The following is a 25,590-nucleotide window of genomic DNA, read 5'->3' as shown; positions in this document are numbered from 1 at the left end:
GATGGAACCCGCAAAACTCGATCATGCGGCCCCGCCGCGGGCCGCGGTGGTGGCATCGGAACCCCCCGCGACCCCCGGGGGACGGCGGCGGCGTCTCACCGCGAGGGGTGTCGCCCCGTACGGATACCTCTCGCCGACGATGCTGTTGATCTTCGTTCTGATGATCATCCCCATCGCGATGGTGGTGAGCTATTCGTTCAAGGACAACGTGATCGTCGAGCAGAACCCGGTCTTCGCCGGCCTCGCCAACTACACCACGGTGCTCACCGATCCCGACTTCCTGGCCGCGCTGAAGAACACCTTCATCTTCATCACGGTGAGCACCGTCGCGCACCTCGTCCTCGGAATGGCCTTCGCCATGATGCTCAACACGCCGTTGCTGGGCGGCGTGACGAAGGCCGTCTTCCGCATCATCTACATCCTGCCCTGGCTCTTCACGGTCGCCGTGATCGCGGTCATCTGGCGACTCATGCTGGACCCGTCCGGGGTGGTCAATTACCTCCTCACCACGGCCGGCGGGATGAAAGAGGGAGTGAATTGGCTCTCCGACCCCGCGACGGCGCTCTGGGCGCTGACCTTCATCAACGTCTGGGCCGGATTCCCGTTCTTCATGATCAGCATCCTGGCCGGGCTGCAGGGAATCTCGGCCGATCTGTACGAGGCGGCCTCCGTGGACGGCGCCAGCCCGGCGCAGCAGTTTCGCAACGTGACCCTCCCGCAGCTGAAGCCGATCCTGATCAGCATGGCCGTGCTCGATCTCATCTGGACCTCTCAGCAATTCGCCCTCATCTGGATGACCACCGGCGGCGGACCGCTGAATGTCACCGAGATGCTCAGCACCTACACCTACAAGCAGGCCTTCAGCAGTTACGAGTTCGCCACCGCGTCCGCCGCCGCCGTCATCGTCCTGCTCCTCACGATGATCCTGGCCTTCTTCTACGTTCGCCTGCAAAAGGAGAGGTGATCACGCGTGCTCACCCGCAAACGGCGGCGCCTCGGCGCGAAGATCGCGGTGCTCGCCGGCCTGAGCGCCGGTGCCGCCTTCGCCGGCCTGCCGGTCGTCTGGATGCTCTCGACGTCGTTCAAGGCCAACGGGGAGGTCTTCGAGGTGCCGCCGCGGCTGATCACCGAGAACTTCTCGTTCGACGCCTACACCGCGATCCTGAGCGACCCGGCCCAGCTCAGATTCTTCCTCAACAGCTACATCGTCGCGCTCTCGGTGACCGCGCTGACATTGTTCGTGGCGATCCTCGCGGCCTATGGATTCAGCCGTTATCAATTCCCGTTGAAGCGGTCCATCAACGCCGTCATCGTCAGCGTTCAGGCCGTGCCGCCGATCACACTGGTCATTCCCTACTTCGGCCTTGTCGTGGCGCTGGGCCTGTACAACACTTATCCCGGGCTGATCCTCACGCACATGGTGTTCACCCTGCCGTACGCGATCATCATGATGACCGCATACTTCAACACCCTGCCCAAGGAATTGGACGAGTCCGTCAAGGTCGACGGGGCCTCGAGCTGGACGGCGCTGTGGCGGATCCTGGTGCCCATCTCGGTTCCGGGCATGGTCGCCGTCGGCGTCTACACGTTCATGATCTCGTGGAACGAATACCTGTTCGCGCTGACGCTCACCCGCACCGACGACATGCGAACCGTGCCCATCGGCATCCAACTCCTGATGGGCCAGCACTCCTACGAGTGGAATCAGATGATGGCCATGAGCATCCTGGGATCCATTCCGGTGCTCGTGTTGTTTCTGCTGTTCCAGCGACGATTCATCGGCGGCCTCACCTCCGGCGCCGTCAAGGCCTGAGCACCCTACCCTGAAGGAGAAATGCGGCTATGCTGACGACCGGCAAGGCGATCCTGGATGTCGCGCATGAGAGAAACTTCGCCGTGCCCGCCTTCAACATCAGCGACTACGCCATGTTCAACGGCATCGTGGACATCAGCGAGGAAATGCACGCACCGCTGTTCATCGGGATCCACCCCGACGAGGTGCGGCACATCGGAGTGGACGTGATCGCGGCGATGACCCAGCGGGCCCACCGCTCATCCGTGCCGATCGCGATCCACTGGGACCACGGCGCGACGTACGAGGAGATGCTGACCGCGATCAAGATCGGCTTCACCTCGGTGATGATCGACGCGTCGCTGCAGTCCTTCGAGGACAACGTCGCGATCTCCCGGAAGGTCGCCGACACCGCGCACGCCGTGGGCCTGTCGGTCGAGGCGGAGTTGGGGACGATCGGCAAGACCGACGGCGAGGCCGAGGACGGCAGCGACACCATCATCTACACCGATCCGGTGGACGCCGTGAAGTTCGTCCAGGCGACGGGCGTGGACAGCCTGGCGGTGGCCATCGGCACCTACCACGGCCTCTACCCGAAGACCCTGAAGCCGGAGCTCAAGCTCGACCTGCTCAAGGAGATCAAGGACCGGGTGCGGATCCCGCTGGTGCTGCACGGCGGCTCGGGCAATCCGGACGACGAGATCGCCCAGGCGGTCCGGCTCGGCATCAACAAGATCAACATCTCCAGCGACATCAAGTCGGCCTACCACGCGAAGATGCGCGAGGTGCTGGCCGATGCCGGCCTGCGGGAGCCGAACTCCATCCAGCCGCCGTGCATCGCCGCCATGAAGGCGGTGGCCGCCCACAAGATCGACCTCTTCGAGGCGGCCGGCAAGGCGACCCTCTACTGACATGGCCGCGAATGTCGTGCTGGGCCTCGGCGGCGGCGTCGACTACGAGCTCAAGCTGTCCGCGCCGGTCATGGAGCGCCTCGTCGGCGAATACCGGATCCGCGATGCCGAGCTGACGTCGACGGCCACGGTGACCGACGAGCGTGCGCTGGTCATCTCGATCCTCACGTACCTCAGGAAGGGCGGAGGAGGCGAGCACTTCGTCGCCTCCTCCGGGTGCCTGAGCGCGTTCGCGGAGCGGTTCCCCACCCGGACGACCCTCGGGGGCACCTCCGTGCGGGCGGCGAAGGAGATGAGCCGGCTGGGCGTGCCGTCCACCCTGCACCTGGTCAGCACCAACGACGTCGTCCGCAGGCTGCTGCCGGCGGACTGCGACTCCATCAGCAGCGGCGACCACGACACCTTCTACCCGCACCTGATCGTGCAGTACGACCAGGACCTGCGGGTTCGGGCGGGCGACATCGACATCCGCGCGCCGTTCCCGAACCGGCTGATCTACGTCAACGACCCGGCGAACGAGTCCATGCTGCTGAGCGACGGGCTGGGGGCGCTGCTTCGCGCCGCGCGGGTCTTCCTGATCTCGGGACTCAACGCCGTCCGGGACCGGCGAGTGCTCGACCAGCGCCTTGCCACGCTGCGCGGCCACATGCGACAGCTTCCGGCCGAAGCGGTCGTCTACTACGAGGATGCCGGATTCCACGAACCGGGGCTCAGCCAACGGGTCCGCGACGCGCTGCTGGAGGTCATCGACGTCTACGGGCTGAACGAGGACGAGATGCAGTCGCACCTGGGCTACGCCGTCGACCTGCTCTCGGTGGCGGAGGTGGCGCCGGCCCTCGAGTCGCTGCGAGCACGCATCCCCGTGCCGACCCTGGTGGTGCACACCAAATACTGGTCGGCGGCATTCGGCGCGGGCGCCGGCGGATACGCGGGGCCGCTGGACGAGGGCATCGTGATCGCGAGCACCCGCTACCGCCACGGCGACGAACACACCGACCAGGACTACGAACTCATGCGGAACGGGCCGAGACGAACGGAGGCGGTGGAGTTCGCCGCGGCGCTGGAAGCCCGCATGGGCGAGGCGGTCCGCTGTCTCCCCGGCATCCGCCTCGACGTCGCCGAGCCGACGACCGTCGGGCTCGGCGACGCGTTCGTCGGCGGCTTCCTGGCCGCCCTCTCCCGGGGCGGTCTCCAGCGTGCGGTCAGCCGCGGAACTCGCTGACGCTGGTGTCGTGTGATCCTGTTTCCGAGACAGTCGCCGGCAAAAGCTTCGACGAGCGCGACGTGGTGACGGCCATGCGCAGAGTGCAGACCATCAGGGAGGCCTGGCATACGCACGGGCCGCGATGCACGCACTGCCGGCGGAGCGCCAGTCGCAGACGCTGCGGCTGGTCCTCAAGGAGGTCGAGCGGGCCGCGGCGGGATGACCCACGGCCCGGACCCTGCACGATGCCGATGACCGCGGCCTACTCCACACCGGGCGTGGGGTGGGCCGGCAGTCATATGGCTAGCGGACTGCCACGGCCGTCACGGAACGACTGGTCGAGTCCAGGGTGGCCGTGAAGACGACGCTCGCCGGCCGGCGGAACTGGCAGGCGTGGATGCCGGCCTCGTAGTAGCAGGTCACCGCGTCGGCCGGGGTGACCTTCAACAGGCCGGGCCCGAGGTTGACCACCCGCAGCGTCGCACCGACCCGCAGGCACGGCGACCACCAGGGCATCTCTTCGTTGGTGTCGAAGTCCAGCACGCTGCCCTTCGGCGAGCAGGCCGTCGAGGGCTGCCCGGGCACGGCCGCGGGCACCTGGACGGTCAGCACGCGCGCATCCGGCGCCAGGGTGAAGCGCACCGTGCCCGTGCCGATCAGGCGGCACTGGTAGGTGCCGGCCGCGTAGAAGCAGTTGACCATGGTGGACGGCTGCGCGACCAGCGAGCCCGGCCCGATGTTCACCAGCCGCACGACCCCGCCGACGGCGACGCACAGCCGCGGCAGCGGGCCCGGTTGAGCGACGTCGACGGTGTGGACCACCGCGCCCTCACAAGCGGCCGCACTGGCCGCGTTCCCGGCCTTCCCGGCGGCGGTGGCGACACCGGCGGTGCCGGCCAGGGTCAGTGCGAGTCCGAGCAGCACGGCGGTGCCGAGCCGGCGGGAAGACAAATGAAAACGCATAACGGCGTTGCTCCTTGTTCGTGGGTTCTGTCCTCTTGTTCGTCCCACCGAATCGGAGCTTCGTTCACCGCCGGCCCGGCTTTTCTCAGACGCGTCGGAGAACCGACACCACCTTGCCCAGCACGACCGCCCGGTCACCGTCGATATTCTGGTACGCCGGGTTGCGCGGCTCGAGCAGCACGTGGCCGGCACGGCGCCGAAAGACCTTGACGGTGGCCTCGTCGTCGATCATCGCGCAGACGATGTCACCGTTGTACGCCTCGGGCTGCTGGCGCACCACCACGATGTCACCGTCGCAGATGGCCGCGTCGATCATCGAATCGCCCTGGACCCGCAGGCAGAACAGGTTGCCCCGGCCGACCAGCTCACGGGGCAGCGTGAGGGTCTCCCCGGGCGCTTCCTCGGCCAGGATCGGGCTCCCGGCGGCGACGGTGCCGACCAGCGGGACGCCCACCGTGGTCGGGTCGCCCTCGGCGCGGGCCGCCGGTTCCAGGAACATGCGCACGTCGACCGGGCGGGTCGCGGTGCTGCCCCGGCGCAGGAAGTCGCGCTCCTCCAAGACGCGCAGGTGCCTGCTGACCGACGAGGTCGAGGCCAGCCCGACCGCGTCGCCGATCTCGCGGGTGGACGGCGAGTAGCCGTACCTGACCGCCCAGTCCCGGATGACGGTCAGAATCGCCCGTTGCCGAGGGGTGAGCGCGGACGTGTCGGGATAATCAGCTTCTAGCACCTCAGGATCCTGCCCCATCCCCGGCCCGCACGCGGTGAGGCTCGCTGGGAATGACCGACAGCAACGGCACGCGGGCGACCCGATCCTCAAGTGCGACCCCACGCGCCGGGTGGACTTCGCGCTGTTCATGGTCGACGCCCTCACCAACGACGAGCTGATCCACGAGGCACCGGCGATCGTCGGCAATCGAACGCCGTCGGCGCTTGCCCACGCCTCCGCGACCCGGTCGCCGTAGCAACGGTGCCGGCGGCTCAACCGCCGGCGCGCACGGTCTTCCGCGCCGCACGGGCGAGCTTCTCGTCGTGCGGCCGGCCCAGCTCACGCGCCAGCGCGATGGTGCGGTCGAGCAGCTCCAGCGCCTCGTCGTGGCGGCCCGCCACCCGGCACGTCTCGGCGAAGGTGTGCAGGCAGTCGATCTCCAGCTGCGCCTCGGCCAGCGGCTCCAGCAGCTCGAAGGCGCGCCGGTGGTGTTCGAGCGCCTGGTCGATCGAACCGGTGATCCGCAGCGCGACGCCGAGATAGTTGTGGCACCACGCCTGGTGGTGCTGAAGGTCGTGCTGCTCGGCCAGCCGCAACGCGTCGTGCAGGGTGCGCAGTGACTCCACCGGCTCCTGCCCCGCCAGGGCGACACCGAGGGTGACCAGCCCGGTGATCCGGGCGGGCCCGTCGGCCAGGGCGACGGATACCCGGGCCAGCTTGACGGCTGCGCCGGGCCGGCCGAGGCGAAGCGTCACCCATCCGTCGAAGGCCAGCGCCTGGGACCGCCCGGCCGGGCGCCCGATCTTCTCGAACAGCTCGCCTGCCCGCCGGAAGTGCGCCTGTGCCGCTTCGAGGTCGCCGAGATCCCTACGCACGAGGCCGATCCGCAGCGCCAGGCCGGCCGCGAGGTCGTCGTCGTCCGGCCCGGACCGCTCGGCCAGCTCGTACGCCGAGAGCGCCTCGGCGAGGCGCCCGGCGGCGGCACGGGCGTAGCCGAGTTCGGCGAGCAGCCCGGCCCGCTGCTGGTCGCGGCCGAGCCGGGCGGCGGCGGCCGCGGCGGCTTCGAGCAGGCGGGCCTGGTCGTCGGTGCCGCGGTGCCGGAAGAACCAGACCCGCAGGGCCTGCGGCAGCTCGGCGACCACCTCGTCCGCACCGAGCCGCACTGCGGCGTCGAAACAGGCGACCAGGTTGACGTATTCGAGGTCGAACCAGGCCATGGCCCGCACCGGATCGCCCGGTGCGGGCTCCGGGCGGTGCGGCGAGGGCAGCTGCCGATCGTGGGCGGCCGCCTGCGCCAGATAGTGGTTCAGGACCCGGCGCAGGGCGGCGTCGGCCTGCGGCTCCTCGTCGGCGGCGAGGTCAGTGGCGTACTGCCGGATCAGGTCGTGCATCCTGTACCGGCCCGGCGTGAGCTCCTGGATCAGGTGGGCGTCGACCAGCTCCTCCAGCACCGCGCCGACCTGGCCGGGCGGCAGGTCGGCGAGCGCGCCCGCCGCCGGTGCGTCGAAGTCGGCGCCCGGCAGCACGCCGAGCAGCCGGAACATCCGGCGCTGGGCCGCGTCGAGCTGCTGGAGCGACATGCCGAACACGGCGTCGAAGCGGCCGGCGTTGTCGCGCAGCCGCTCGGCCAGCACCGCCACCGTCCAGCCGGGGCGGTGGCGCAGCCGCGCGCCCGCCATCCGCAGTGCCAGCGGGAGCCCGCCGCACTGCCGCAGCACCTGGCCGACCCCTGCCTCCTCCGCATGCCCGGCGTCCTCGGTAAGCCCGGCCGCCCGGCCGAACAGCCGCGCCGCGGCGCCGTCGGCCAGTGGCTCCAGGGACACCGGTGGCACCCCGTCCAGGCTGACCATCCGATGGCGGCTGGTGACCAGGACCGCGGATTTCCCCGCGCCGGGCAGCAGCGGGCGCACCTGCTCCGCGTCGACCGCGTTGTCGAGCACGACCAGCGCCCGCCGGCGGGACAGCTCCGACCGCCAGAGCGCCGCGCGTTCGGCGGTGCCGGCCGGGGGATGCGTGACCTCCAGCGCGCCCAGCAGCCGGCCCAGCGCGGCCTGCGGGTCCAGCGGCTCCTGGCCCGGGGTGAAGCCCCGCAGGTCGAGGTAGAGCCCGCCGTCCGGATAGCCGGGAGCGAGCCGATGGGCCACGTGCACGGCCAGGCTGGTCTTGCCCACGCCACCCATGCCGTCGACCGCGACCGCGCCCGCGGTGCGCAGCAGCCCTTCGACCAGCGCGGACTCCTCCTCCCGACCGGTGAAGTCGAACAGGTCGGCCGGCAGGTCGTTGCGGCGCGGGGCGGGCGCCGCGCCGGCGTCGGCGGCCTCGGCCCACACCGCGCGCAGCGGCCGGGGGTCGCGGCCCACGACGCGGCACAGCGCCACGACGGCCTCCCACGGCGGCACCAGCCGCCCGGTCAGATACCGCGACAGCGACGAGCTGCTCAGGCCCGACTCGCGGGCGAGGGCGCGCAGGCTGTGCCCGCTCAGCTCCTTGATCCGGGCGAGCTGGGCCACCAGTCGTTCCTGGGGGCTGGACACGTGCAACACCGTACCGTCCCGCCCCGCGCGAGCGGATCGGCGAGGCGTTGGTGCAGCTGGGCCCGGGTCTCGGTGTCCCACGGTGTCCCACGGACCGCGCGGGCCGCGGCGCGCCGGTGGTCGGATGACTCCTGTCAGCAACACCCACCACTCCCCCGACGAAGGAGACGCGATGTCGACCGAGCGCATGCCGAACCCGGCGGTTCTGCTCCCCGAGGCGATGGATGCCCTGATGGCCGTCAACAAGGCCGTCGCGGGCGCCGGGGTGGACGGCAAGCTGCTGGCGCTGAGCCACCTGCGGGCCAGCCAGATCAACGGCTGCGGCCCGTGCGTGGCCGGCGGCGTCCACCAGGCCCGCCGGCACGGTGCGACCGACGACCAGGTGCACGCCGTCGCCGCGTGGCGGGAGACGCCCTGGTTCAGCGACGAGGAACGCGCCGCCCTGGCCCTGACCGAGGCCGTGACCCGGCTCGCGGACCGGCCGGACCCGGTGCCGGACCAGGTGTGGGACATGGCCGCCAAGCACTTCGACCGGAAGGAGCTGGCGGCGCTGCTGCTCACCATCGCGATGGCCAACGCCTTCAACCGGCTCAACGCGCCGACCCGCCAGCAGGCGGGCAGCTGGTGACCCGGTTCTGAGCACGACCGCATCGACCACCCGCGTCAACCACCCACCACGGATAGGACATTGTCATGCCGAACACGACGAAGACCACGACCGCGAACGCCGAGAAGTACGACGGTTTCACCGACGAGGAGCGCGGCGCGATGAAGGAGCGCGCCAAGGAACTGAAGGCGGGCGCCCGGCGGGCGGCCAAGCCCGACCCGGAGAACGACGTGCTCGCGAAGATCGCCGAGATGTCGGAGTCCGACCGCGCGATCGCCGAGCGGCTGCACGCCGTGATCAAGGCCAGCGCGCCGGGCCTCTCGCCGAAGTTGTGGTACGGGATGCCCGCCTACGCCCGCGACGGCAAGGTGGTCTGTTTCTTCCAGAGCGCGGCGAAGTTCAAGACGCGGTACGCGATGCTCGGCTTCAGCGACGAGGCGAACCTGGATGACGGCGCCATGTGGCCGGCGTACTTCGCGCTGACCGGGCTGACCGCCGAGACCGAGGCGAGGATCGGCGCGCTCGTGAAGCAGGCGGTGAGCTGAGCGGCTGCCGCGCCGGCCTGGCCGGCGCGGCAGCCTGTTCGGTCAGTTGGCGCGCCCGCCGAGCATGCCGTGCGGGTCGAGGACGTACTTGCGTGCCGCGCCCTGGTCGAATTCCTGGTAGCCGCGCGGGGCCTGGTCGAGCGGGATCGGGGTGGCGTTGACGTTCTTCGCGATCCGCACCCGGTCGTGCAGGATCGCCATCATCAGTTCCCGGTTGTACTTCATCACCGGGCACTGGCCCGTGACGAACGAATGCGACTTGGCCCAGCCGAGGCCGAGCCGGATCGACAGCGAGCCCTGTTTCGCCGCCTCGTCGACCCCGCCGGGGTCGCCGGTCACATACAGGCCCGGGATCCCGATGCCGCCGCCGGCTCTGGTGAGGTCCATCAGCGAATTCAGGACGGTCGCCGGCATCTCGGTCCCGGCATTCGCGCCGTGCCCGCGTGCTTCGAAGCCGACCGCGTCGACAGCGGCGTCGACCAGCGGCTGGCCGACCGCCGGGGCGTCCCGGCCGAGAATCTGCTGAACCTGCTCGGCCGGGTCGCCCTGGGCGACGTCGACGGTCTCGCAGCCGAAGCTGCGCGCCTGCTCCAACCGCTCCTTGTTGAGGTCGCCGACGATGACGACGGCCGCGCCGAGCAGGAACGCCGAGGTCGCGGCGGCCAGGCCGACCGGGCCGGCGCCGGCGACGTACACCGTGGATCCGGTCGTCACGCCGGCGCTGACGCACCCGTGATATCCGGTCGGGAAGATGTCGGTCAGCATGGCCAGGTCGAGGATCTTCTCCATCGCCTGGTCCCGATCGGGGAACTTCAGCAGGTTCCAGTCGGCGTACGGCACCATCACGTACTCGGCCTGACCGCCGACCCAGCCGCCCATGTCGACATAGCCGTACGCCGAGCCGGGCCGGTCCGGGTTGACGTTGAGGCAGACGCCGGTCTTGCGCTCCTTGCAGTTGCGGCACCGTCCGCAGGAGATGTTGAACGGCACCGAGCAGACGTCGCCCACCTTGATGAACTCCACGTCCGGACCGGTGTCGACGACTTCCCCGGTGATCTCGTGCCCGAGCACGAGCCCTTCCGGGGCGGTGGTGCGCCCGCGAACCATGTGCTGGTCGCTGCCGCAGATGTTGGTGGCGACGGTCTTGAGGATCGCGCCGTGCGGCGTCCGCCGGCCGACATTGGCCTTGTTGACGCCGGGCCCGTCCTTCATCTCGTACGTCGGGTAGTCGCTGTCGCGGACCTCGACCTGGCCGGGCCCCTGATAGACAACCGCTCTGTTGCCTGTCATCTCGTTGCTCCGTTCCTGATTGCACGCGACGGTGCCGGACTTCCCATGTTTCTCGCGTCGCCCGGCAAAAAGAACCATCAATATGTACAAGACATGCCGATAGTCGCATTCATCACATACGGCCCCGTTGCCACTGCCGACGATCTTGAAGTAAAGTGCTCGGGTGCCCCGTATGGGCCTACCCCGGAGGTAGTGGCTCTGCCATTGAGAGATCGGCGCGATTCCGTCTCTTGCACCGCCCAATGCTCACTCTTCACCGCGTGATCGCGGTCGCATTGTGGCGCCCCTCCGTCGATATGTGGTCGACATACGGATCGTTGTGCCCTTTTCTCATGGTGCCGCCCCTTCCGCCGGATCCACGACCGGACGAAAGGAACGCATGACCGACACAGGCTTCGACTTCAACGCCTTCCAGCGACAGGTGATCGAGGAATTCCGGGCCAACGAGGGACGCGTCGGCGGGCCCTTCGAGGGCTCGGCGCTGGCGCTGCTGACCACCGTCGGCGCCCGCACCGGCAAGCCGCGGACGAGCCCGCTGGCATACCTGACGATCGGCGGGCGGCCCGTCGTGGTCGCCTCGGCGATGGGCGCCGACAAGAACCCGGACTGGTACCACAACATCCTGCGGCACCCGGTCGTCACCGTCGAGACGGGCAGGGAGACCTACGAGGCGATCGCCGCCGCGCCCGCCGGCGCCGCACGCGACGCGCTCTTCGCCGAGGTGGTCGCGGCGGCGCCCGGCTTCGGGGAGTATCAGCGGAAGACCACCCGGGTGATCCCGGTCGTCACGCTGACCCGGATCGACACGTCCGGAGTGGACGGCTCCGACCTCGGCTGAGATCGGCGGCTGCTGCCTCAGGTGGCGATCCGGTAGCGGCCGCCCACCCCGACCGGCTCCGGTTGGGGCTGATACCTCAGCCAGAGCAGGATGGCCTCCGACTGCCGGCGCACCTGCAGCTTGGCGTAGATGTTGCTCAGGTTGTTGCGCACCGTCTTGCCCGTCAGCGTGAGGTGGCCGGCGATCTCCGCGATCGTGTGCCCGATGACCAGCAGTTCCATGATCTGCCGCTCGCGCAGGGTGAGCTTGTCGGTCTGGACAGGCTCGCCCGGCTCGGCGAAGGTGGCCCGGTGCACATGCCGCAGCAGCGTGGTGGCGGCGATCGGGCTCAGGCAGCTCTCGCCCCGGGAGGTGGTGACCGCGGCGTCCACGATGCAGTATTCCGGCGTCTGGGTGAGCACCAGATAGCTGGTGGCACCGTGGTCGAAGGCCGTGATCACGTCCTGCGGGTCGAAGCCGCGGGCCGCGACGAGCACGGCCGGCATGTCCCTGCCCAGGGCCCGGTGCAGCCCCGCCACATCCGAGGCCGGGGCGTCGCTGTAGCAGATGACCACGTCGTCGGTGGGACGCACGGCGGAGACGTTGCCGGTCACCCGCGGACGCAGCGGGGTCAACGTCGGTGGTTGTGCCCCGTCGTGGCTGACGAGCGCGATGGATATCGACGCCGCCGCGGCCTCATCGACCGTCGATACCAGGCACACCTGGTCGCGGTCGACGGTCCTCACGTGTTCGATTCCATGCCGCGGGCTCCTTCTGGTGTGCAACAACGATCGTTGACGAGCCTTCAGTGCCCCCTGGTACGGATCCGACCCGGCCCGCGGACCGGCGATCAGAGGTGGTCATTAACACAACCGAAACATTGAACCTTCGACCATCCGGGCGCGTATCACTACCGGCTGCGGCCGACACCCCCACCAGGCCGCAAGCTTCAACCTCACTTCAGGTCAAGAGATCAGGGGTCGAGGGCGCGGCGGCAGCGCTCACCGAGGGCGTGGATGGCCGCGACGAGTTCGGGCGGCTCGGTGACGGTGAAGTCGACCCCGATCACCGCGACCATCCAGGCGAGGTCGGCGGGCGACTCGGCGCCGAGGTGCAGCAGGCAGCTGTCCCGGTCGACTGCCTCGACGGCGCCCATGCCGGGCCAGACGCGCGCGGAGACCACCTCGGCCGGCTGGTGCATCGTGATCGTCGCCCGGACCGCCCACTGGCCTGCGGAGAGCTGGCGGGCGAGGTAGGCGGTGGCGTCGCCGCCGGGCGGTTCGCGAGGGGCGAAGCGGGGTCCGGTCGGGGTCCGTGGCCGGATCCGGTCGACCCGGAAGGTACGCCAATCCTCGCGGTCGACGTCCCAGGCGAGCAGGTACCAGCGCCGTCCCCAGTTGATCAGGGTGTGCGGCTCGGCTGTCCGGGTGATCCGGTCGCCGCCGTGCGTGGTGTAGTCGAAGCGCAGACGCTCCCGGCGGTGGCACGCCTCGGAGATCGCGACGAGCACGTCCGGGTCGACGGTCGGCCCGTGGCCACCGGCCCGGACGGTGGCGCGCTGCAGGGTGGTGACCCGGTGCCGCAGCCGCGCCGGCAGCACCTGTTCCAGTTTGGCCAGTGCCCGCACCGAGGTCTCCTCGATGCCGGTCACCGAGCTGGCGGTGGCGGTGCGCAAGCCGATCGCCACGGCGACCGCCTCCTCGTCGTCGAGCAGCAGGGGTGGCAGGGCGTTCCCGGCACCCAGCCGGTAGCCGGCGGTGCCCTGGGTCGCGTGCACCGGATAGCCCAGCTCGCGCAGCCGCTCGACGTCGCGGCGCACGGTCCGGCCGGCCACGCCGAGCCGCTCGGCCAGCTCCGCGCCGGACCAGTGCCGGTAGGTCTGAAGCAGAGACAACAGTTTCAGCAGCCGGGCCGACGTTTGCGCCATGCCACGAAGTCTGCACCATTGTTAGGACCGAAACTGACCTAAGCGCCTTCTAGCGTTGTGGTTATGACGAACAACGAAGTGGACATCCGCCCGTTCACGATCGACGTCCCGCAGGCGCAGCTCGACGACCTGAACGCCCGGCTGGCCAACACCCGCTGGCCGGACGCGCTGCCGGATGTCGGCTGGAGCCGCGGGGTGCCGGCGGCGTATCTGAGGGGCCTCGCCGAATACTGGCGCACCGGCTACGAGTGGCGCGCGCACGAGGCGGCGCTGAACAAGTTTCCCCAGTACGTCACCGCTATCGACGGCCAGACCATCCACTTCCTGCACGTCCGCTCCCCCGAGCCGGACGCGACCCCGTTGCTGCTGCTGCACGGCTGGCCGGGCTCGTTCGTGGAGTTCGCCGACACCATCGGCCCGCTGTCCGACCCGCGGGCCCACGGCGGCGACCCCGGCGACGCGTTCCACCTGGTGATCCCGTCGCTGCCCGGCTTCGGATTCTCCACACCGCTCGCCGGATCGGGCTGGGGCAGCGAGAAGATGGCCGGCGCCCTGCTCGCGCTGATGTCCGGCCTCGGCTATCAGCGGTACGGGGTGCAGGGCGGCGACACCGGCTCCTACGTCGCGCCCGCCATGGGCCGGCAGGACCCGCGGCGGGTCCTCGGCGTCCACGTCAACGCGCTGGTCACGTACCCGATCGGCGCCGACGGCGAGCTGGACGGGCTCACCGAGGCCGAGCAGCAGCGGCTGCGGGCGGCGAACAGCTACAACGACGGCTATCTGCAGATCCAGGCGAAGTCGCCGCACACCCTGGCCTACGGGCTGACCGATTCGCCGGCCGCGCAGCTCGCCTGGATCGTCGAGATGTTCCAGCGGTTGACCGACCACCCCGCCGACGAGGGCCCGGAGCAGGTCGTCGACCGGGACCGGCTGCTCACCAACGTCACCCTGTACTGGCTCACCGCCGCCGGCGGCTCGGCCGCGCAGGTGTACTACGAGGACATCACCGCGAACGCCTGGGACAGCGGTTCGGGTGACTGGGACAGCGGGGACTCCGCCGACGGCGACTGGTCCGGCGCCGCGCGGGGCACCGTGCCCACCGGGGTGCTGGTCTCCACCGCGCGCGACATCACGATCCGGCGCTTCGCCGAGCGCGAGCACAACGTCGTGCACTGGTCGGAGTACGACCGCGGCGGGCACTTCTTCGCGATGGAACAGCCCGGGCTCTTCGTCACCGACGTCCGCGACTTCTTCCGTACGGTGCGCTGAGCGGGGCACCGCACCCCGGCTCAGGCCACCCGGTTCCGTCCGCCGCGCTTGGCCTGGTAGAGCTGGGCGTCGGCGGCGGCGACGAGTTGCTCCGGTGTGGACTCCGCGGTCGGCACGACCGTGGCGACCCCGATGCTGACGGTGACCCGGCCCGCGGCGACCATCGCGTGCCGCTCGTCGAGCGCCTCCACCGCCGCGCGGACCCGTTCGGCGGCCGTCCGGGCTTCTTCCGCGTCGTGCCCGACCAGCACGACGGCGAACTCCTCGCCGCCGTAGCGCGCCACGATGTCCTCGGCCCGCATCGCGTCGCTCACCGCCTGGGCCACCCGGCGCAGGCAGACGTCGCCGGCCGGGTGGCCGTAGTGGTCGTTGTAGAGCTTGAAGTGGTCGACGTCGATCATCGCGACGGCCATCGCGGTGCCGGAGCGGAGCCCGCGTCGCCATTCCGTGGCGAGCCGGTCGCTGAGCTGGCGCCGGTTGGCCAGGCCGGTGAGCGGGTCGGTGACGCTCAACAGCTGCAGCTGCCGGTTGGCCGAGGCCAGTTCCTGGGTCCGCTCGGTCACCTTCCGTTCGAGCGACGCGTACAACGTCGCGTTCTCCAGCGAGACCGCGAGCTGGCCGGCGATCAGCAGGACCGCGTCGAGGCGGCCCGGCGTGAACATGTTCCGCACCAGCCGGTTCTCGAGGACGACCATCGCGTGCGGGGCGCCGTGCATGAGGATCGGCACGACCAGCAACGAACAGCACTCCAGCGGGGCCACGTACGGGTCACGGGCGAAGCGGTCGTCGCGGGTGGCGTCCTCCACCAGCAGCGGGGTGCGGGTGCGCTCGGCGTACCGGAAGGCCGACAGCGGGAGCATCCCGCGCTCGCCGGCCTCGGCCACCGGCAGCTCGGTGCCGCGGGTGTCCGGGGCGAGGAACCACCCGTCCGGCTCCCGGCGGACCAGGACCTGGACGCGGTCGGCGCCGGTCAGCGTGCGCAACACGTCGACCACCCGGGTGCGCAGCCGGTCCAGGTTGGTCTCGGAGCTCAGGGCCTGCGACGCCTTGAGCACCCCGATCAGGTCGATGGAGTCCACCGAGACCCGGATCGTGGTGGCGATCGAATCGCCGGGCAGCCGCTGGTTGCCGCCCTGGGCACGCAGGTACGGGTGGGCCGCCTCCAACTGCCGCACCTTCGCGGCGGCCCCCCAGCCGCGGTACAGCTGCGCCGACTCCGCCAGCAGCGTCCGGCCGGTGCGGGACGTGCCCTGCGCGAGGTGGAACCGCGCGGCGCGCTCGGCGATCAGCGCGTGCTGCCACAGGCGCCGCCGCGGGGCGACCTCGTCCAGTGCGGCGTCGAAGGCGACGGCCGCCTCCCGGTGGTCGCCCACGGCCCAGGCGTGCTCCGCGTCGGCCAGCCGGGCGACGTGGCTGAAGGTGGCGGGCGCGTCGACGGCCCGCCGGGCGAGCCACAGCCGGCAGGCGTCGAGCTCGGCCAGCGCGCCGGCCCGCTCGCCCGGGTCGCCGGTGCGGACCTGTTCCGCACATGCGAGAGCCCGCAGCAGGTACGCCCGGGCGGTGGCGTAGGCGCCGCGGATGAACGGCAGCAAAGGCATCGCGGCGGCCGAGTGATGGAGCAGGCCGCCGGCATCGGCGAAGATCGCCGCGACCTGCGCCCGGGTGATGTGGTGGTAGGCGGACGCCATGGGATGCTCGTCGATGACGGCCAGGTAGTCCGGCTCCGCGAAGCAGCCGGCCGGGTCCGCGGAGTCATCGCGCAGGGCGCGGACCAGCTGGCGGAACGGCAGCGACACCGAGTTGGCCTGGTCGTTGCCCGTCCGCGCCGCGAAGGACATGCCGGCCTCCACCTCGGTCGCGTAGCTGTCCAGGCTGCCGGCGCAGTCGAGCATCGACGGTGTCGAGGCGTGGAAGGTGAAGCTGGCGAACAGCAGGTCCCCGGCGCGGACCAATCCCTCGTACGCCTGGCGGGCCTGCTGAATGTCGTCCTCCAGCGGCTCGAACCAGTGCCCGGCACTCACCGCGAACAGGAATCGGGCCTGCGAGGTCTCGGGTTCGTAGCCGCGCGCCTCGCTGGCCGCCAGCGCGCGCCGCACCGCCGCGTACCCGGTCCGGAAGTCGTCGCGGGCTGCCGTCACCACCGCCCCGTGGGCGATCGGGCACACCAGGGCGGCATGCGGGCCGTGCTCGGTCCAGAGCCGGCAGGCCTCGGCCACCAGCCACGCCATGGTGAGCTCGTCGCTGAAGAAGGCCGCGGGCATCGCCCTGTTGATCACCCGGGCCGCCGCCGAGATCCGCGGATCGCTGATCTCCGGACGCTGCTGGTCGGCGTCCGCGCTCACCTCCTCGGCCCACTCGGACAACGCCTGGAGCGCTCGCCCGGCCGCCGCGGCCATGTCCTCCAGGTCCGGCACCTGCAGGCCGAGCCGGCGCAGCAGATCAAGGCACAGCGCCACCGCCTCGCCGGTTCGCCCGCGAAAGATGAGACTGCTCATGTGCACGCAGGCCGGGGAGACGAGCACGAGCGGAGCGGGGTCGCGGCGCTCGATCTCGCAGTAGATCTCGTCCGCCTCGGCCAGCCGGCCCAGCGCGTACAGCGCCGCGTGCCACTCGATCCGCACGTCCGCCAGCAGCGGCTCGCGGTCCGCGGCGGCCACCTCGGTGACAAGTTGTGCCGACGCCGCGAGGAACTGTTCCGCGGCGACGGGGTTGACCACCTGCAGCCGTACCGCGGCGAGCCGGAACAGACCGATCACCCGCAGGCATTCGGCCGGTTCGCGCACGGAGTCGACGGCCGCGAGATATTGCTGCGCGGCGACCGTATCGAACGCGGGGTATTCGGCGAGCCGGCGGGCCGCCGCCAGGTGCAGGGCCGGGCGGTCGCCGAGGCCGGCGTCCGCGACCTGCCGGACCCGGTCGTGGCTGAACCGGACCGAGCCGCCCTCGGCGCCCTGGCCGAAGGGACGTTCCAGGGCCAGCAGGCCGTCCTCGAGCGCCGGCGCCAGCCGCTCGAGGATCGTCGCGGCCGGCTCCCCGGTGGCCGCCGCCAGCAGGTCCAGCTCCACGTCGCCTGCGAGACACGCGATCACGTCCAGCAGCGCCCTCGACGCGGCCGGCAGCTGCCGCAGCCGGGCCGACAGCAGGTCGGCCACGTCGCCGTCGCCGACGAAGGCGAGCAACGCGGCGGGGTCCCACGTCCACCCCGCGTCACCCACGGTCAGGACGCCGTCGCGGCGCAGCGAGTTGACCAGCTCGACGCTGTCGTACGGGTTGCCGTCGGTGCGGGCGGCGACGGCCTCGGCCAGCGCTGCGGCGTCGGTCTCCGACAGCCGCAACATCTCGGCGAGCAGGTGGCTCAGCTCGGTCCTCGGCAGGTTCTCCAGCCGCACCACGGTGGGTGCGCACCCGAGCCGCTGCCAGCGCGCGAGCATCGTCGCCCAGGGGTGGTCGGTGTCGACCTCACGATAGGCGCCGACGATCAGCAACCCGTCGAGTGCCTCGTCGCGCAGGACCAGGTCGAGAAACCGGACCGGCGTGGGCCCGGCCCACTGGAGGCCGTCGATGAGCATCACCAGCGGCTGGTCCGGTGACGCCACCGCGCGCAGCAGCTGCAGGCCGGCCTGGAACAGGCGGGCCTCCGAGTCGCCGTCCGGGGCGGCCGGTTCCGCCGCGGGCAGGTCGAGGAGCGCCGCGAGTTCGGGCAGGACGGCGGCCAGCACGGGAGCGTTGGCCCCCATCGAGGCGCCGATCCGCGACCGTAGCTGCGTCAGGCGTACCTCCGGCTCGGCGAGCAGCAGCCGGCACATCCCGCGGATCGCCTCGCCGACGGCATCCGACGCCAGATCTGACCGGTTCTGATCAAACTTTCCGGTGACGAACCAGCCGCCCCGGGCCGCGACGGCCGGCCGCAACTGGCCGATCAGCGAGGTCTTGCCGACGCCTGGCGGGCCGCAGACCAGAACGGCGCGGCACTCGCCGCGGAGCGACCCCTCGAACGCGGACTTCAGCGCGGCGCTCTCGGCGTCCCGGCCGACGAGCCGGGACAGCGGCGCCAGCCGCAGCGGAAAATCACGCTCGCCGAGGACCACCGGCGCCGGGTCGCCCGCCGCGAGCCGGGCACGGACCAGGCCGAGATCGAACGCGAGCCCCTCCGCGCTCTGGTACCGCTTGTCCGGTTCCTTCGCCAGCAGCCGCAGGATGATGTCGGAGAGCACCCGCGGCACCTCGGGGTTGAGGTCCACCGGCGCCGCGGGTTGCTCGGCGAGGTGCGCGTGGATCACCCGGAGGGGATCCTGGTCGCGGAACGGCGGCCGCCCGGCGGCGAGCTCGAACAGCACCGCCCCCAGGGAGTACAGGTCGGCCCGCTGGTCGACCACCCCACCGGTACGGCCGGTCTGTTCCGGTGCCATGTAGGCGAGGGTGCCCGCGATCTGGCTCTGGTGCACGAAGCTGGGACGGTCCTCGGCGAACGTCGTCGCCAGCTCGAAGTCGATGAGGACCGGGTCGCCGCCGTCGGTGCGGACCACGTTCGCGGGGCTGATGTCCTTGTGCACGACCCCGCGCTTGTGCATCCCGCTCACGATGGTGGCGAGCTTGAGCGCCAGCTCCACCAGAGCCGGGCCGGTGACCGGCGCGGCGGCCGACAGCGGCGTGCCGCCGAGGTCCTGGAGCACGATCACCTCGGGCCCGGCGGCCCCGGCGGCCAGTTGGACGACCCCGGCCACCCCCGCCAGGCGCTGCAGCATCGCCGTCTCGTGGCGGCGCCGCTGCTCGGAGTCCGCGCCGAGCGGCTCCTTGTGCATGACCGTGCCGAGCCCGCCGGCTAGCCGTACCCGCCGGATCCTGGTCCGCGCGCTCTCATGGAGGGTCTCGGCGGGTGGTGCGCACACGCCCACCTCCGGCCGTTCGAGCTGCTGACCGAGGTTGATCGTCATCAGTCGTCCTCGCAAGGCGGTCGAGCCGGGCTGCGGCCGGCGTCGCTCGGCCTCTCACTCTGTTTCGTCCGGAACGCGGCAAGTCTGAGCGGAACCGCCGGCCGGCGGTCATCGACTCCACCACGACATTTCTCCAAGACCGGCGGCCGGCAGCCCCCGCATCATCTCCCGCATGAACGAGTACGACGTCGCACACTCGCCCGGGATGCACGTGGTCCACGACGGCCCGCGGCAGGCACCGCCGCTGCTGCTCATCCACGGCTCGGGAGCCTCGGGCGGCTGCTGGAGCCCGGTGGTCCCGGCGCTCGCCCGCCATCGTCACGTCATCCGGGTCGACCTGCCCGGCTGCGGCCAGTCCCCGCCTCCGCCGTCCTACGACGTGCCCGGGCAGGCGGGGCGGGTGGCGGCGGTGCTCGACGGCCTCGGCCTTCGCCAGGTCACCGCGGTCGGGCACTCCAGCGGCGGCTACGTCGCCACCGCGCTCGCCGAGCAGCGCCCCGACCTGGTCGGGTCGCTCGCGCTGATCAGCACCGGCCCGAGTCTCGACGCGCTCCTTCCGCAACCGCTCGTGCTGCGGGTCCTGCTCGGCCCGCCGCTCGGCCCGCTCATCTGGTCGATCCGGTCGGACGCGATGATCCGAGGCGGGATCAGGGCCACGGCCGCCCGCCCGGTGGACGTCCCGGACGACCTGGTCGCCGAGCTGCGGGGCACGTCGTACCGCGCGTTCAGGGCGGTGCTGAGCCGGAACACCGCGTACGTCGCCGAGCGGAGCGTGCCCGAGCGTCTCGCCGCCCTCGGGATCCCCGTGCTGGTGATCTTCGGCTCCGCCGATCCCCGCTGGGAGCCCTCGTCGGCACACCGGTACGACGCGGTGCCGAACACGCGGGTCGAGCTGCTGCCCGGCGTCGGTCACCTGCCTGTGCTCGAAGCGCCCGAGGCGACCAGCCGGCTGCTGCTGGGCACGCCCTAAGCTGGTCACGTGCTGTCGAGCGGGGCACCGCCGGACTGGGCGCGGGTGGACATCGCCGTCCCGCGCCGGCCGGGTCGGCTGCCCGGGATCAGCATGGCCGGATTCCGCCAGCACGCCCCGGCGCCCGTGGGCATCGCCATGGTCGCGCATCCATCCGTCACCCTGCTCATCGACCTGAGCGACGGGGCGGGCATCGGCTACGACATCCATGGCCGGCACGAGCGCGGCAGCGTCGCCGTCGGGCTCCTCCCCGGCGATCTCCGGGCGACCGGCTGGGGGCTCGGCGAGTGCCTCCAGATCCGGCTGGAGCCGGCCGCGGCGGCCGCCGTGCTCGGCGCGTCGGCCGAGCTCAGCGGGACGGTGGTGGCCCTCGACGAGGTCTGGGGCCGCGACGCCGGCCGGGCCGAGGAGAGGCTGCGCGCCGCCGGCTACGCCGACCAGTCCCACCTCCACCGCGAGACGATGGCCCTGGCCGGGCTCGCTCCCACGGCCGTGGCCGCCGCGCCCTGGCTCGCGATCGACGACGTCGCGTGGCCGCGCCGGGCATTTCCTCCGCGGCCATTAATCAATGGCGGGCCGCCGGAAAGAATGGGCCGAAAACTGTTACGAGAAGGCCGGCCAGCGAGTCGTCAGCGCATGCCTTGAACCACGCGAAACAGTCTGTCAATATTGGCGAACCTGAATGTGTGCCAGGCATTGTGAGCGTTCACATCGAATCAGCGCCGACGGCCGGTCCCGGCCCTCATCCGAGGAGTTCCCGTGCAGCCGAACCACGACCCCCGCCCCCGGGCCGGCAATCGGATCCGGTCGATCCTGGTGCTGCTGGCCCTGGTCGTCGCCGGTACGGCGATCCCGGGCGACGCCGCGCGGGCGGAGTCCAACGGCGGCGTGCGCGTGCTGCCGCTGGGCGACTCGATCACCGAGGGCACCCAGGTGCCGGGCGGCTACCGCATCGGGCTGTGGCAGCGCCTGGCCGCAGCCGGATACCGGACCGACTTCGTCGGCTCGCAGTTCAACGGGCCCGCCGCCCTGGGCGACCACGACCACGAGGGCCACCCCGGCTGGCGCATCGACCAGGTCGACGCCGCCATCACCGGCTGGGTCACGGCCACCAGGCCGCGCAGCGTCCTGCTGCACCTCGGCACCAACGACGTCCTGCAGAACTACAACCTGGCGAGCGCACCGGCCCGGTTGTCCACCCTGATCGACCACATCACCGCGGCCGCGCCGGAGGCCGACGTCTTCGTCGCCACCATCGTCCCGCTGGCATCCGCGAGCCAGGAGACGGCCGGCCGCGCCTTCAACGCCACCATTCCCGGCATCGTGCGGAACAAGGTGAACGCCGGACGGCACGTCCACCTCGTCGACATGCACGCCGCGCTGAACACCGCCGACCTCATCGACGGTGTCCATCCCACCGCGGGCGGCTACGACAAGATGGCCGCCACCTGGTTCGCGGCCCTGCGTGCGGTGCCGGGCAGCATCGGCGAGGTCGGCGGCGGAAACCTGCTCGCCAACGGCACCATGGAGAACGGCACGACGGACTGGGCACCGTTCGGCGGCGCGACACTGTCGTCGGTCACCGGCACCGTCCACGGCGGCACCCGATCGCTGCTGGCCACCGGGCGCACGGCGTCCTGGAACGGGCCCGGCCAGGCCGTGACGGCGAAGCTGAGCAACGGCAGGAGCTACACCACCAGCGTCTGGGCCCGGGCGCAGAGCGGCACGGCCACCGTCAAAACCACCCTGGCGGTCACCGCGAACGGCACCACGAGCTACGTCCGGCTGACGCCGGACGCGCCGATCAGCGCCGGCGGCTGGACGCTGCTCTCCGGAACGGCGACCGTGTCCTGGGCCGGCGCCCTCTCCGCCGCCACCCTCTATGTCGAGAGCACGTCCGGAACGACCCCGTTCCTGATCGACGACGCGTCCCTCCAGTGAATCGCCGGGGATCCCGGAACGACCGGAGGCACGGCCAGAACACTCATGAGTTCCGGGGAGAATCCATGAAATTCCGCAGAGCGGCATCGATAGCGCTGGCTGCGGTGCTCGCGCTCAGCGCCGGATGCTCCGGTGGGTCCGAGCCAAGCACCGGAGACGGCAAGTCGTTCGAGTTCTGGTCGTTCACCGGGATCAACCAGAAGAAGTCGGTGGACGAGTACCGGAAGACGCATCCGGACGTGACCATCAAACTGACCGAGGTCGGCTCCTCCACGGAGACCGCCCAGGCGCTGACCACGGCGCTGGCCGGCGGCAAGATCCCCGACCTCGTCCTGATCCAGGGCGACGACCTGCCGAGGTTCGTCCAGCAGCCGCAGAACTTCTACGACCTGCGGGAGCTGGGCGCCGACAAGATCAAGGGCGACTACCTGGACTGGGTCATCGCGCAGAGCTCGGCGAAGAGCGGCCAGATCATCGGCATCCCGACCGACGTCGGCGGCATGGCGATGGCGTACCGCACCGACCTGTTCGAGGCCGCCGGCCTGCCCACCGACCGCGCGGCGGTGAGCGAGCTCTGGCCCACCTGGCCCGCCTACATCGAGACCGGCCGGAAATACACCGCGAAGACCGGCAAGCCGTTCGTGGACAACGCCGCCACCAGCGTCTTCTACCAGGCCGTCAACCAGGGCACGGAAAAGTACTACGACCCGCGGGGCACCCCGGTCTACGCCACCAATCCGCAGGTCCGGCAGGCGTTCGACTACGGCCTACAGGCCGCGGGGGCCGGTATCACCGCGAAGCAGAGCTCGTTCTCCAGCGGCTGGAACGCCGGCATGAACCAGGGCCAGTTCGCCACCATCGCGGCGCCCTCCTGGATGCTCAACAGCATCCGCACCAACGCCCCCGGCACCAAGGGCAAGTGGGACATCGCCACGATCCCCGGCAAGTCGGGCAACTGGGGCGGCAGCTACCTGGCCATCCCCAAGAACGCCAAGAACGCGAAGGCGGCCTGGGACTACATCGCCGGTACCCAGTCACCGCAGGGCCAGCTCGAGCACTTCGTCAGCGTGGGGGCGCTGCCCACCACGCCGTCGGTCTACACCGACCCCAGGCTGACCGGTCTCAAGGACCCGTTCTTCTCCGACGCGCCCACCGGAACGATCTACACGAACTCGCTGCTCGGGCTCAAGCCGTTCCTGATCGGGCCGGACAGCTCCGCGATCGGAAGTGAGTTCCTGAACGCCATCACCAACGTCGAGCAGGGCAAGGGCCAACCGGCGCAGGCGTGGGACGCGGCGGTCAAGAACATCAAGACCGCCATCGGCAAGTAGCGTGGCCACGCTTCTCGACCCGGTGCGGAGCGTCCGCACCGCACCGGCCCGGCCGGTCCGGGAAGGCTGGGGCGAACGGATCGCACCGTACGTCTACATCGCACCGTTCTTCGTGATCTTCGGAATCTTCGGGCTCGTCCCGCTGCTGTTCACCTTCTACGTCGCGCTGTTCGACTGGAACCCCATCGGGGAGCACGTCTTCGTGGGGTTCGACAACTTCCGCCGGCTCTTCGACGATCCCCGCTTCTTCGGCGCCGTCCGCAACACGCTGAGCATCTGGGTGCTCTCCACCGTTCCGCAGCTGATCATCGCCCTGCTCGTGGCGCACCTGCTCAACCATGTCCGGCTCCGGTTCGCGCTGCTGTTCCGGATGTCCCTGCTGGTCCCGTACGTCACCTCGGTGGCCGCCACCACCATCGTCTTCGCGCAACTCTTCGACCGCGACTACGGCATGCTCAACTGGCTGCTCGGCCTCGTGGGCATCGATCCCGTCGACTTCGCACAGTCCACCTGGGGCAGTCACCTGCTCATCGCCGCGATGGTCACCTGGCGCTGGTGCGGCTACACGACCCTGCTCTACCTGGCTTCGCTGCAGGCGGTCCCCCGCGAGGTGTACGAGGCGGCGTCCGTCGACGGCGCCGGCGGCTGGCAGCAGTTCCGCCACATCTCCGTGCCCTCGCTGCGGCCGGTCATCGTGTTCACCGTGGTGACCTCCACGATCGGCGGCCTGCAGATCTTCACCGAGCCCCTGCTGCTCAACCCCTCCGCGAGCCTGACCTGCGGGCCGATCCGGCAATGCCAGACGCTCACGCTCTTCCTCTACGAGCAGGGCTTCGGGCAGTTCCAGTTCGGCTACGGCTCGGCCATCGGGGTCGCGCTGTTCGTCATGGTCGTGGTGCTCGCCGGGATCAACTATCTGCTGTCCGCCCGAGTCCGACGGGAACGCTGATGACCTCGATGACCCGCCGCTCACGCCGCCGGCCCGTCGAACGGGTGCGCTGGTGGACCTATCTCGGCCTGGGCCTGGCCGTGGCAGCCAGCCTGTTCCCGCTCTACTGGATGTTCGTCGTGGCGACCACCGACAGCGCCACGGCGTACCAGCTGCCGCCGGCGGTCGTGCCCGGCGACAACTTCCTCCACCTCGCCGACCTGGTCTTCACCACCGTGCCGTTCCTGCGCTCGCTCGCCAACAGCCTGATCGTCGCGGTCTGCGTCGGCGTGGGCCAGGCCGTGCTGTGCGCGCTGGCCGGCTTCGCCTTCGCGAAGTTGCGGTTCCGCTTCCGCAACGCGCTGTTTCTCTTCGTGGTGCTCACCATGACCGTGCCGACCCAGCTCGCGGTCATTCCGCAGTACCTGATCATCTCGTCGCTGGGCTGGGTGGACACCCTGCAGGCGCTGATCGTGCCCGGGCTGGCCAGCGCCTTCGGGATCTTCTGGATGCGGCAGCACCTGTCCAGCGCGCTCAACGACGAGTTGCTGCAGGCGGCGCGCATCGACGGCGCCAACACCTGGCAGATCTTCTGGCGGATCGCGTTCCCGCTGGTCCGGCCGGCCGCCTTGGTGCTGGGCCTGTTCGGATTCGTCACCGCCTGGAACGACTTCCTCTGGCCGTTCATCGTGCTCAAGTCGCCGGAGATGTACACCGTGCAGATCGCCATCAAGGCCCTGCAGAGCAATCGGGACATCGATCTCGGCCTGGCCATGAGCGGGTCGTTCCTGGCCACCGTCCCGCTGCTGGTGATCTTCGTCTTCGTCGGCCGGCGGATGGTGACGGGCATCATGGACGGCGCCTTCAAGGGCTGACGTGGCAGCGCCGGACCGCCGGCGCCGACCTCGATATTCCCGA

The 25,590-nt window shown here is 70.7% G+C and carries 22 protein-coding genes; 15 read left to right on the top strand and 7 right to left on the bottom strand.

The genetic code is table 11. The annotated features are described in order from the left end of the window. Position 1 precedes the first annotated feature (1 nt). The 4 genes from DMB66_RS20060 to DMB66_RS20045 are packed head-to-tail and all read left to right on the top strand — an operon-like array spanning position 2 to position 3,925. On the top strand, positions 2–964 hold the full coding sequence (locus DMB66_RS20060; RefSeq protein WP_125805631.1) for a carbohydrate ABC transporter permease: 963 nt from the start codon (positions 2–4) through the stop codon (positions 962–964). Between the two features lie 6 nt (positions 965–970). Then, positions 971–1,813: a carbohydrate ABC transporter permease gene (locus DMB66_RS20055; protein WP_125805630.1), complete on the top strand. Its 843-nt coding sequence runs from the start codon at positions 971–973 to the stop codon at positions 1,811–1,813. A 29-nt stretch (positions 1,814–1,842) separates the two neighbouring features. Then, complete coding sequence (locus tag DMB66_RS20050; RefSeq protein ID WP_125805629.1) at positions 1,843–2,703, top strand: ketose-bisphosphate aldolase; 861 nt, start codon at positions 1,843–1,845, stop codon at positions 2,701–2,703. A 1-nt stretch (position 2,704) separates the two neighbouring features. Beyond that, on the top strand, positions 2,705–3,925 hold the full coding sequence (locus DMB66_RS20045; protein ID WP_125805628.1) for an ADP-dependent glucokinase/phosphofructokinase: 1,221 nt from the start codon (positions 2,705–2,707) through the stop codon (positions 3,923–3,925). Positions 3,926–4,210: 285 nt separating this feature from the next. On the opposite strand, the gene DMB66_RS20040 is transcribed toward DMB66_RS20045, so the two are convergent. Both DMB66_RS20040 and lexA read right to left on the bottom strand, forming a co-directional pair. Further along, a complete protein-coding gene (locus tag DMB66_RS20040; protein WP_125805627.1) occupies positions 4,211–4,870 on the bottom strand; it encodes a hypothetical protein in 660 nt (219 codons plus the stop codon). A gap of 85 nt (positions 4,871–4,955) precedes the next feature. Continuing rightward, positions 4,956–5,729, bottom strand: coding sequence for a transcriptional repressor LexA (gene lexA / locus DMB66_RS20035; protein WP_125805626.1), 774 nt, complete (start codon positions 5,727–5,729; stop codon positions 4,956–4,958). Between lexA and DMB66_RS20030 the strand changes: the two genes are divergently transcribed. Continuing rightward, on the top strand, positions 5,635–5,835 hold the full coding sequence (locus tag DMB66_RS20030) for a hypothetical protein (protein WP_370318860.1): 201 nt from the start codon (positions 5,635–5,637) through the stop codon (positions 5,833–5,835). The two genes, lexA and DMB66_RS20030, sit on opposite strands and share 95 nt — an antisense overlap. 16 nt (positions 5,836–5,851) lie before the next feature. Here the strand turns inward: DMB66_RS20030 and DMB66_RS20025 are convergent, their stop codons facing one another. Beyond that, on the bottom strand, positions 5,852–8,113 hold the full coding sequence (locus tag DMB66_RS20025; RefSeq protein WP_233624715.1) for a helix-turn-helix domain-containing protein: 2,262 nt from the start codon (positions 8,111–8,113) through the stop codon (positions 5,852–5,854). Positions 8,114–8,285: 172 nt separating this feature from the next. On the opposite strand from DMB66_RS20025, the gene DMB66_RS20020 reads away from it, so the two are divergent. Both DMB66_RS20020 and DMB66_RS20015 read left to right on the top strand, forming a co-directional pair. Beyond that, positions 8,286–8,741, top strand: a complete 456-nt coding sequence (locus tag DMB66_RS20020; protein WP_125805624.1) for a carboxymuconolactone decarboxylase family protein — start codon at positions 8,286–8,288, stop codon at positions 8,739–8,741. 65 nt (positions 8,742–8,806) lie between these two features. Beyond that, a complete protein-coding gene (locus DMB66_RS20015; protein ID WP_125805623.1) occupies positions 8,807–9,265 on the top strand; it encodes an iron chaperone in 459 nt (152 codons plus the stop codon). A 42-nt stretch (positions 9,266–9,307) separates the two neighbouring features. Here the strand turns inward: DMB66_RS20015 and fdhA are convergent, their stop codons facing one another. Next, positions 9,308–10,555, bottom strand: a complete 1,248-nt coding sequence (gene fdhA / locus DMB66_RS20010; protein ID WP_125805622.1) for a formaldehyde dehydrogenase, glutathione-independent — start codon at positions 10,553–10,555, stop codon at positions 9,308–9,310. 379 nt (positions 10,556–10,934) lie between these two features. Here fdhA and DMB66_RS20005 point away from each other — a divergent pair, with 379 nt between their 5' ends. Next, positions 10,935–11,393, top strand: coding sequence for a nitroreductase/quinone reductase family protein (locus DMB66_RS20005; RefSeq protein WP_125805621.1), 459 nt, complete (start codon positions 10,935–10,937; stop codon positions 11,391–11,393). Between the two features lie 17 nt (positions 11,394–11,410). Here DMB66_RS20005 and DMB66_RS20000 read toward each other — a convergent pair whose 3' ends face one another. Together DMB66_RS20000 and DMB66_RS19995 are read right to left on the bottom strand one after the other, a co-directional pair. Beyond that, positions 11,411–12,118, bottom strand: coding sequence for a response regulator transcription factor (locus DMB66_RS20000; RefSeq protein ID WP_233624714.1), 708 nt, complete (start codon positions 12,116–12,118; stop codon positions 11,411–11,413). 227 nt (positions 12,119–12,345) lie between these two features. Next, on the bottom strand, positions 12,346–13,299 hold the full coding sequence (locus DMB66_RS19995) for a YafY family protein (protein WP_125805620.1): 954 nt from the start codon (positions 13,297–13,299) through the stop codon (positions 12,346–12,348). A 63-nt stretch (positions 13,300–13,362) separates the two neighbouring features. On the opposite strand from DMB66_RS19995, the gene DMB66_RS19990 reads away from it, so the two are divergent. After that, on the top strand, positions 13,363–14,568 hold the full coding sequence (locus DMB66_RS19990; protein ID WP_125805619.1) for an epoxide hydrolase family protein: 1,206 nt from the start codon (positions 13,363–13,365) through the stop codon (positions 14,566–14,568). A 20-nt stretch (positions 14,569–14,588) separates the two neighbouring features. Here the strand turns inward: DMB66_RS19990 and DMB66_RS19985 are convergent, their stop codons facing one another. Continuing rightward, on the bottom strand, positions 14,589–19,502 hold the full coding sequence (locus DMB66_RS19985; RefSeq protein WP_125805618.1) for a diguanylate cyclase: 4,914 nt from the start codon (positions 19,500–19,502) through the stop codon (positions 14,589–14,591). A 172-nt stretch (positions 19,503–19,674) separates the two neighbouring features. On the opposite strand from DMB66_RS19985, the gene DMB66_RS19980 reads away from it, so the two are divergent. The 6 genes from DMB66_RS19980 (at position 19,675) to DMB66_RS19955 (ending at position 25,547) form a co-directional block, all read left to right on the top strand. Next, the gene (locus DMB66_RS19980) at positions 19,675–20,472 is read left to right on the top strand and encodes an alpha/beta fold hydrolase (protein WP_233624713.1); all 798 of its coding nucleotides are present in this window, start codon (positions 19,675–19,677) and stop codon (positions 20,470–20,472) included. Positions 20,473–20,481: 9 nt separating this feature from the next. After that, positions 20,482–21,117: a hypothetical protein gene (locus tag DMB66_RS19975; protein WP_125805617.1), complete on the top strand. Its 636-nt coding sequence runs from the start codon at positions 20,482–20,484 to the stop codon at positions 21,115–21,117. Between the two features lie 114 nt (positions 21,118–21,231). After that, on the top strand, positions 21,232–22,413 hold the full coding sequence (locus tag DMB66_RS63840; protein WP_370318798.1) for a carbohydrate binding domain-containing protein: 1,182 nt from the start codon (positions 21,232–21,234) through the stop codon (positions 22,411–22,413). A 65-nt stretch (positions 22,414–22,478) separates the two neighbouring features. After that, positions 22,479–23,744: an ABC transporter substrate-binding protein gene (locus DMB66_RS19965; protein WP_125805616.1), complete on the top strand. Its 1,266-nt coding sequence runs from the start codon at positions 22,479–22,481 to the stop codon at positions 23,742–23,744. A 1-nt stretch (position 23,745) separates the two neighbouring features. After that, entirely contained in the window at positions 23,746–24,693 is a 948-nt protein-coding gene (locus DMB66_RS19960) for a carbohydrate ABC transporter permease (RefSeq protein ID WP_233624712.1), read from the top strand. Then, positions 24,693–25,547, top strand: a complete 855-nt coding sequence (locus DMB66_RS19955) for a carbohydrate ABC transporter permease (RefSeq protein ID WP_125805615.1) — start codon at positions 24,693–24,695, stop codon at positions 25,545–25,547. The genes DMB66_RS19960 and DMB66_RS19955 overlap by 1 nt, the downstream gene beginning before the upstream one ends. The last annotated feature ends 43 nt before the right edge of the window (positions 25,548–25,590 follow it).

It is taken from the genome of Actinoplanes sp. ATCC 53533, from assembly GCF_003947245.1.
This window is presented reverse-complemented; position numbering and strand designations above follow the sequence as displayed.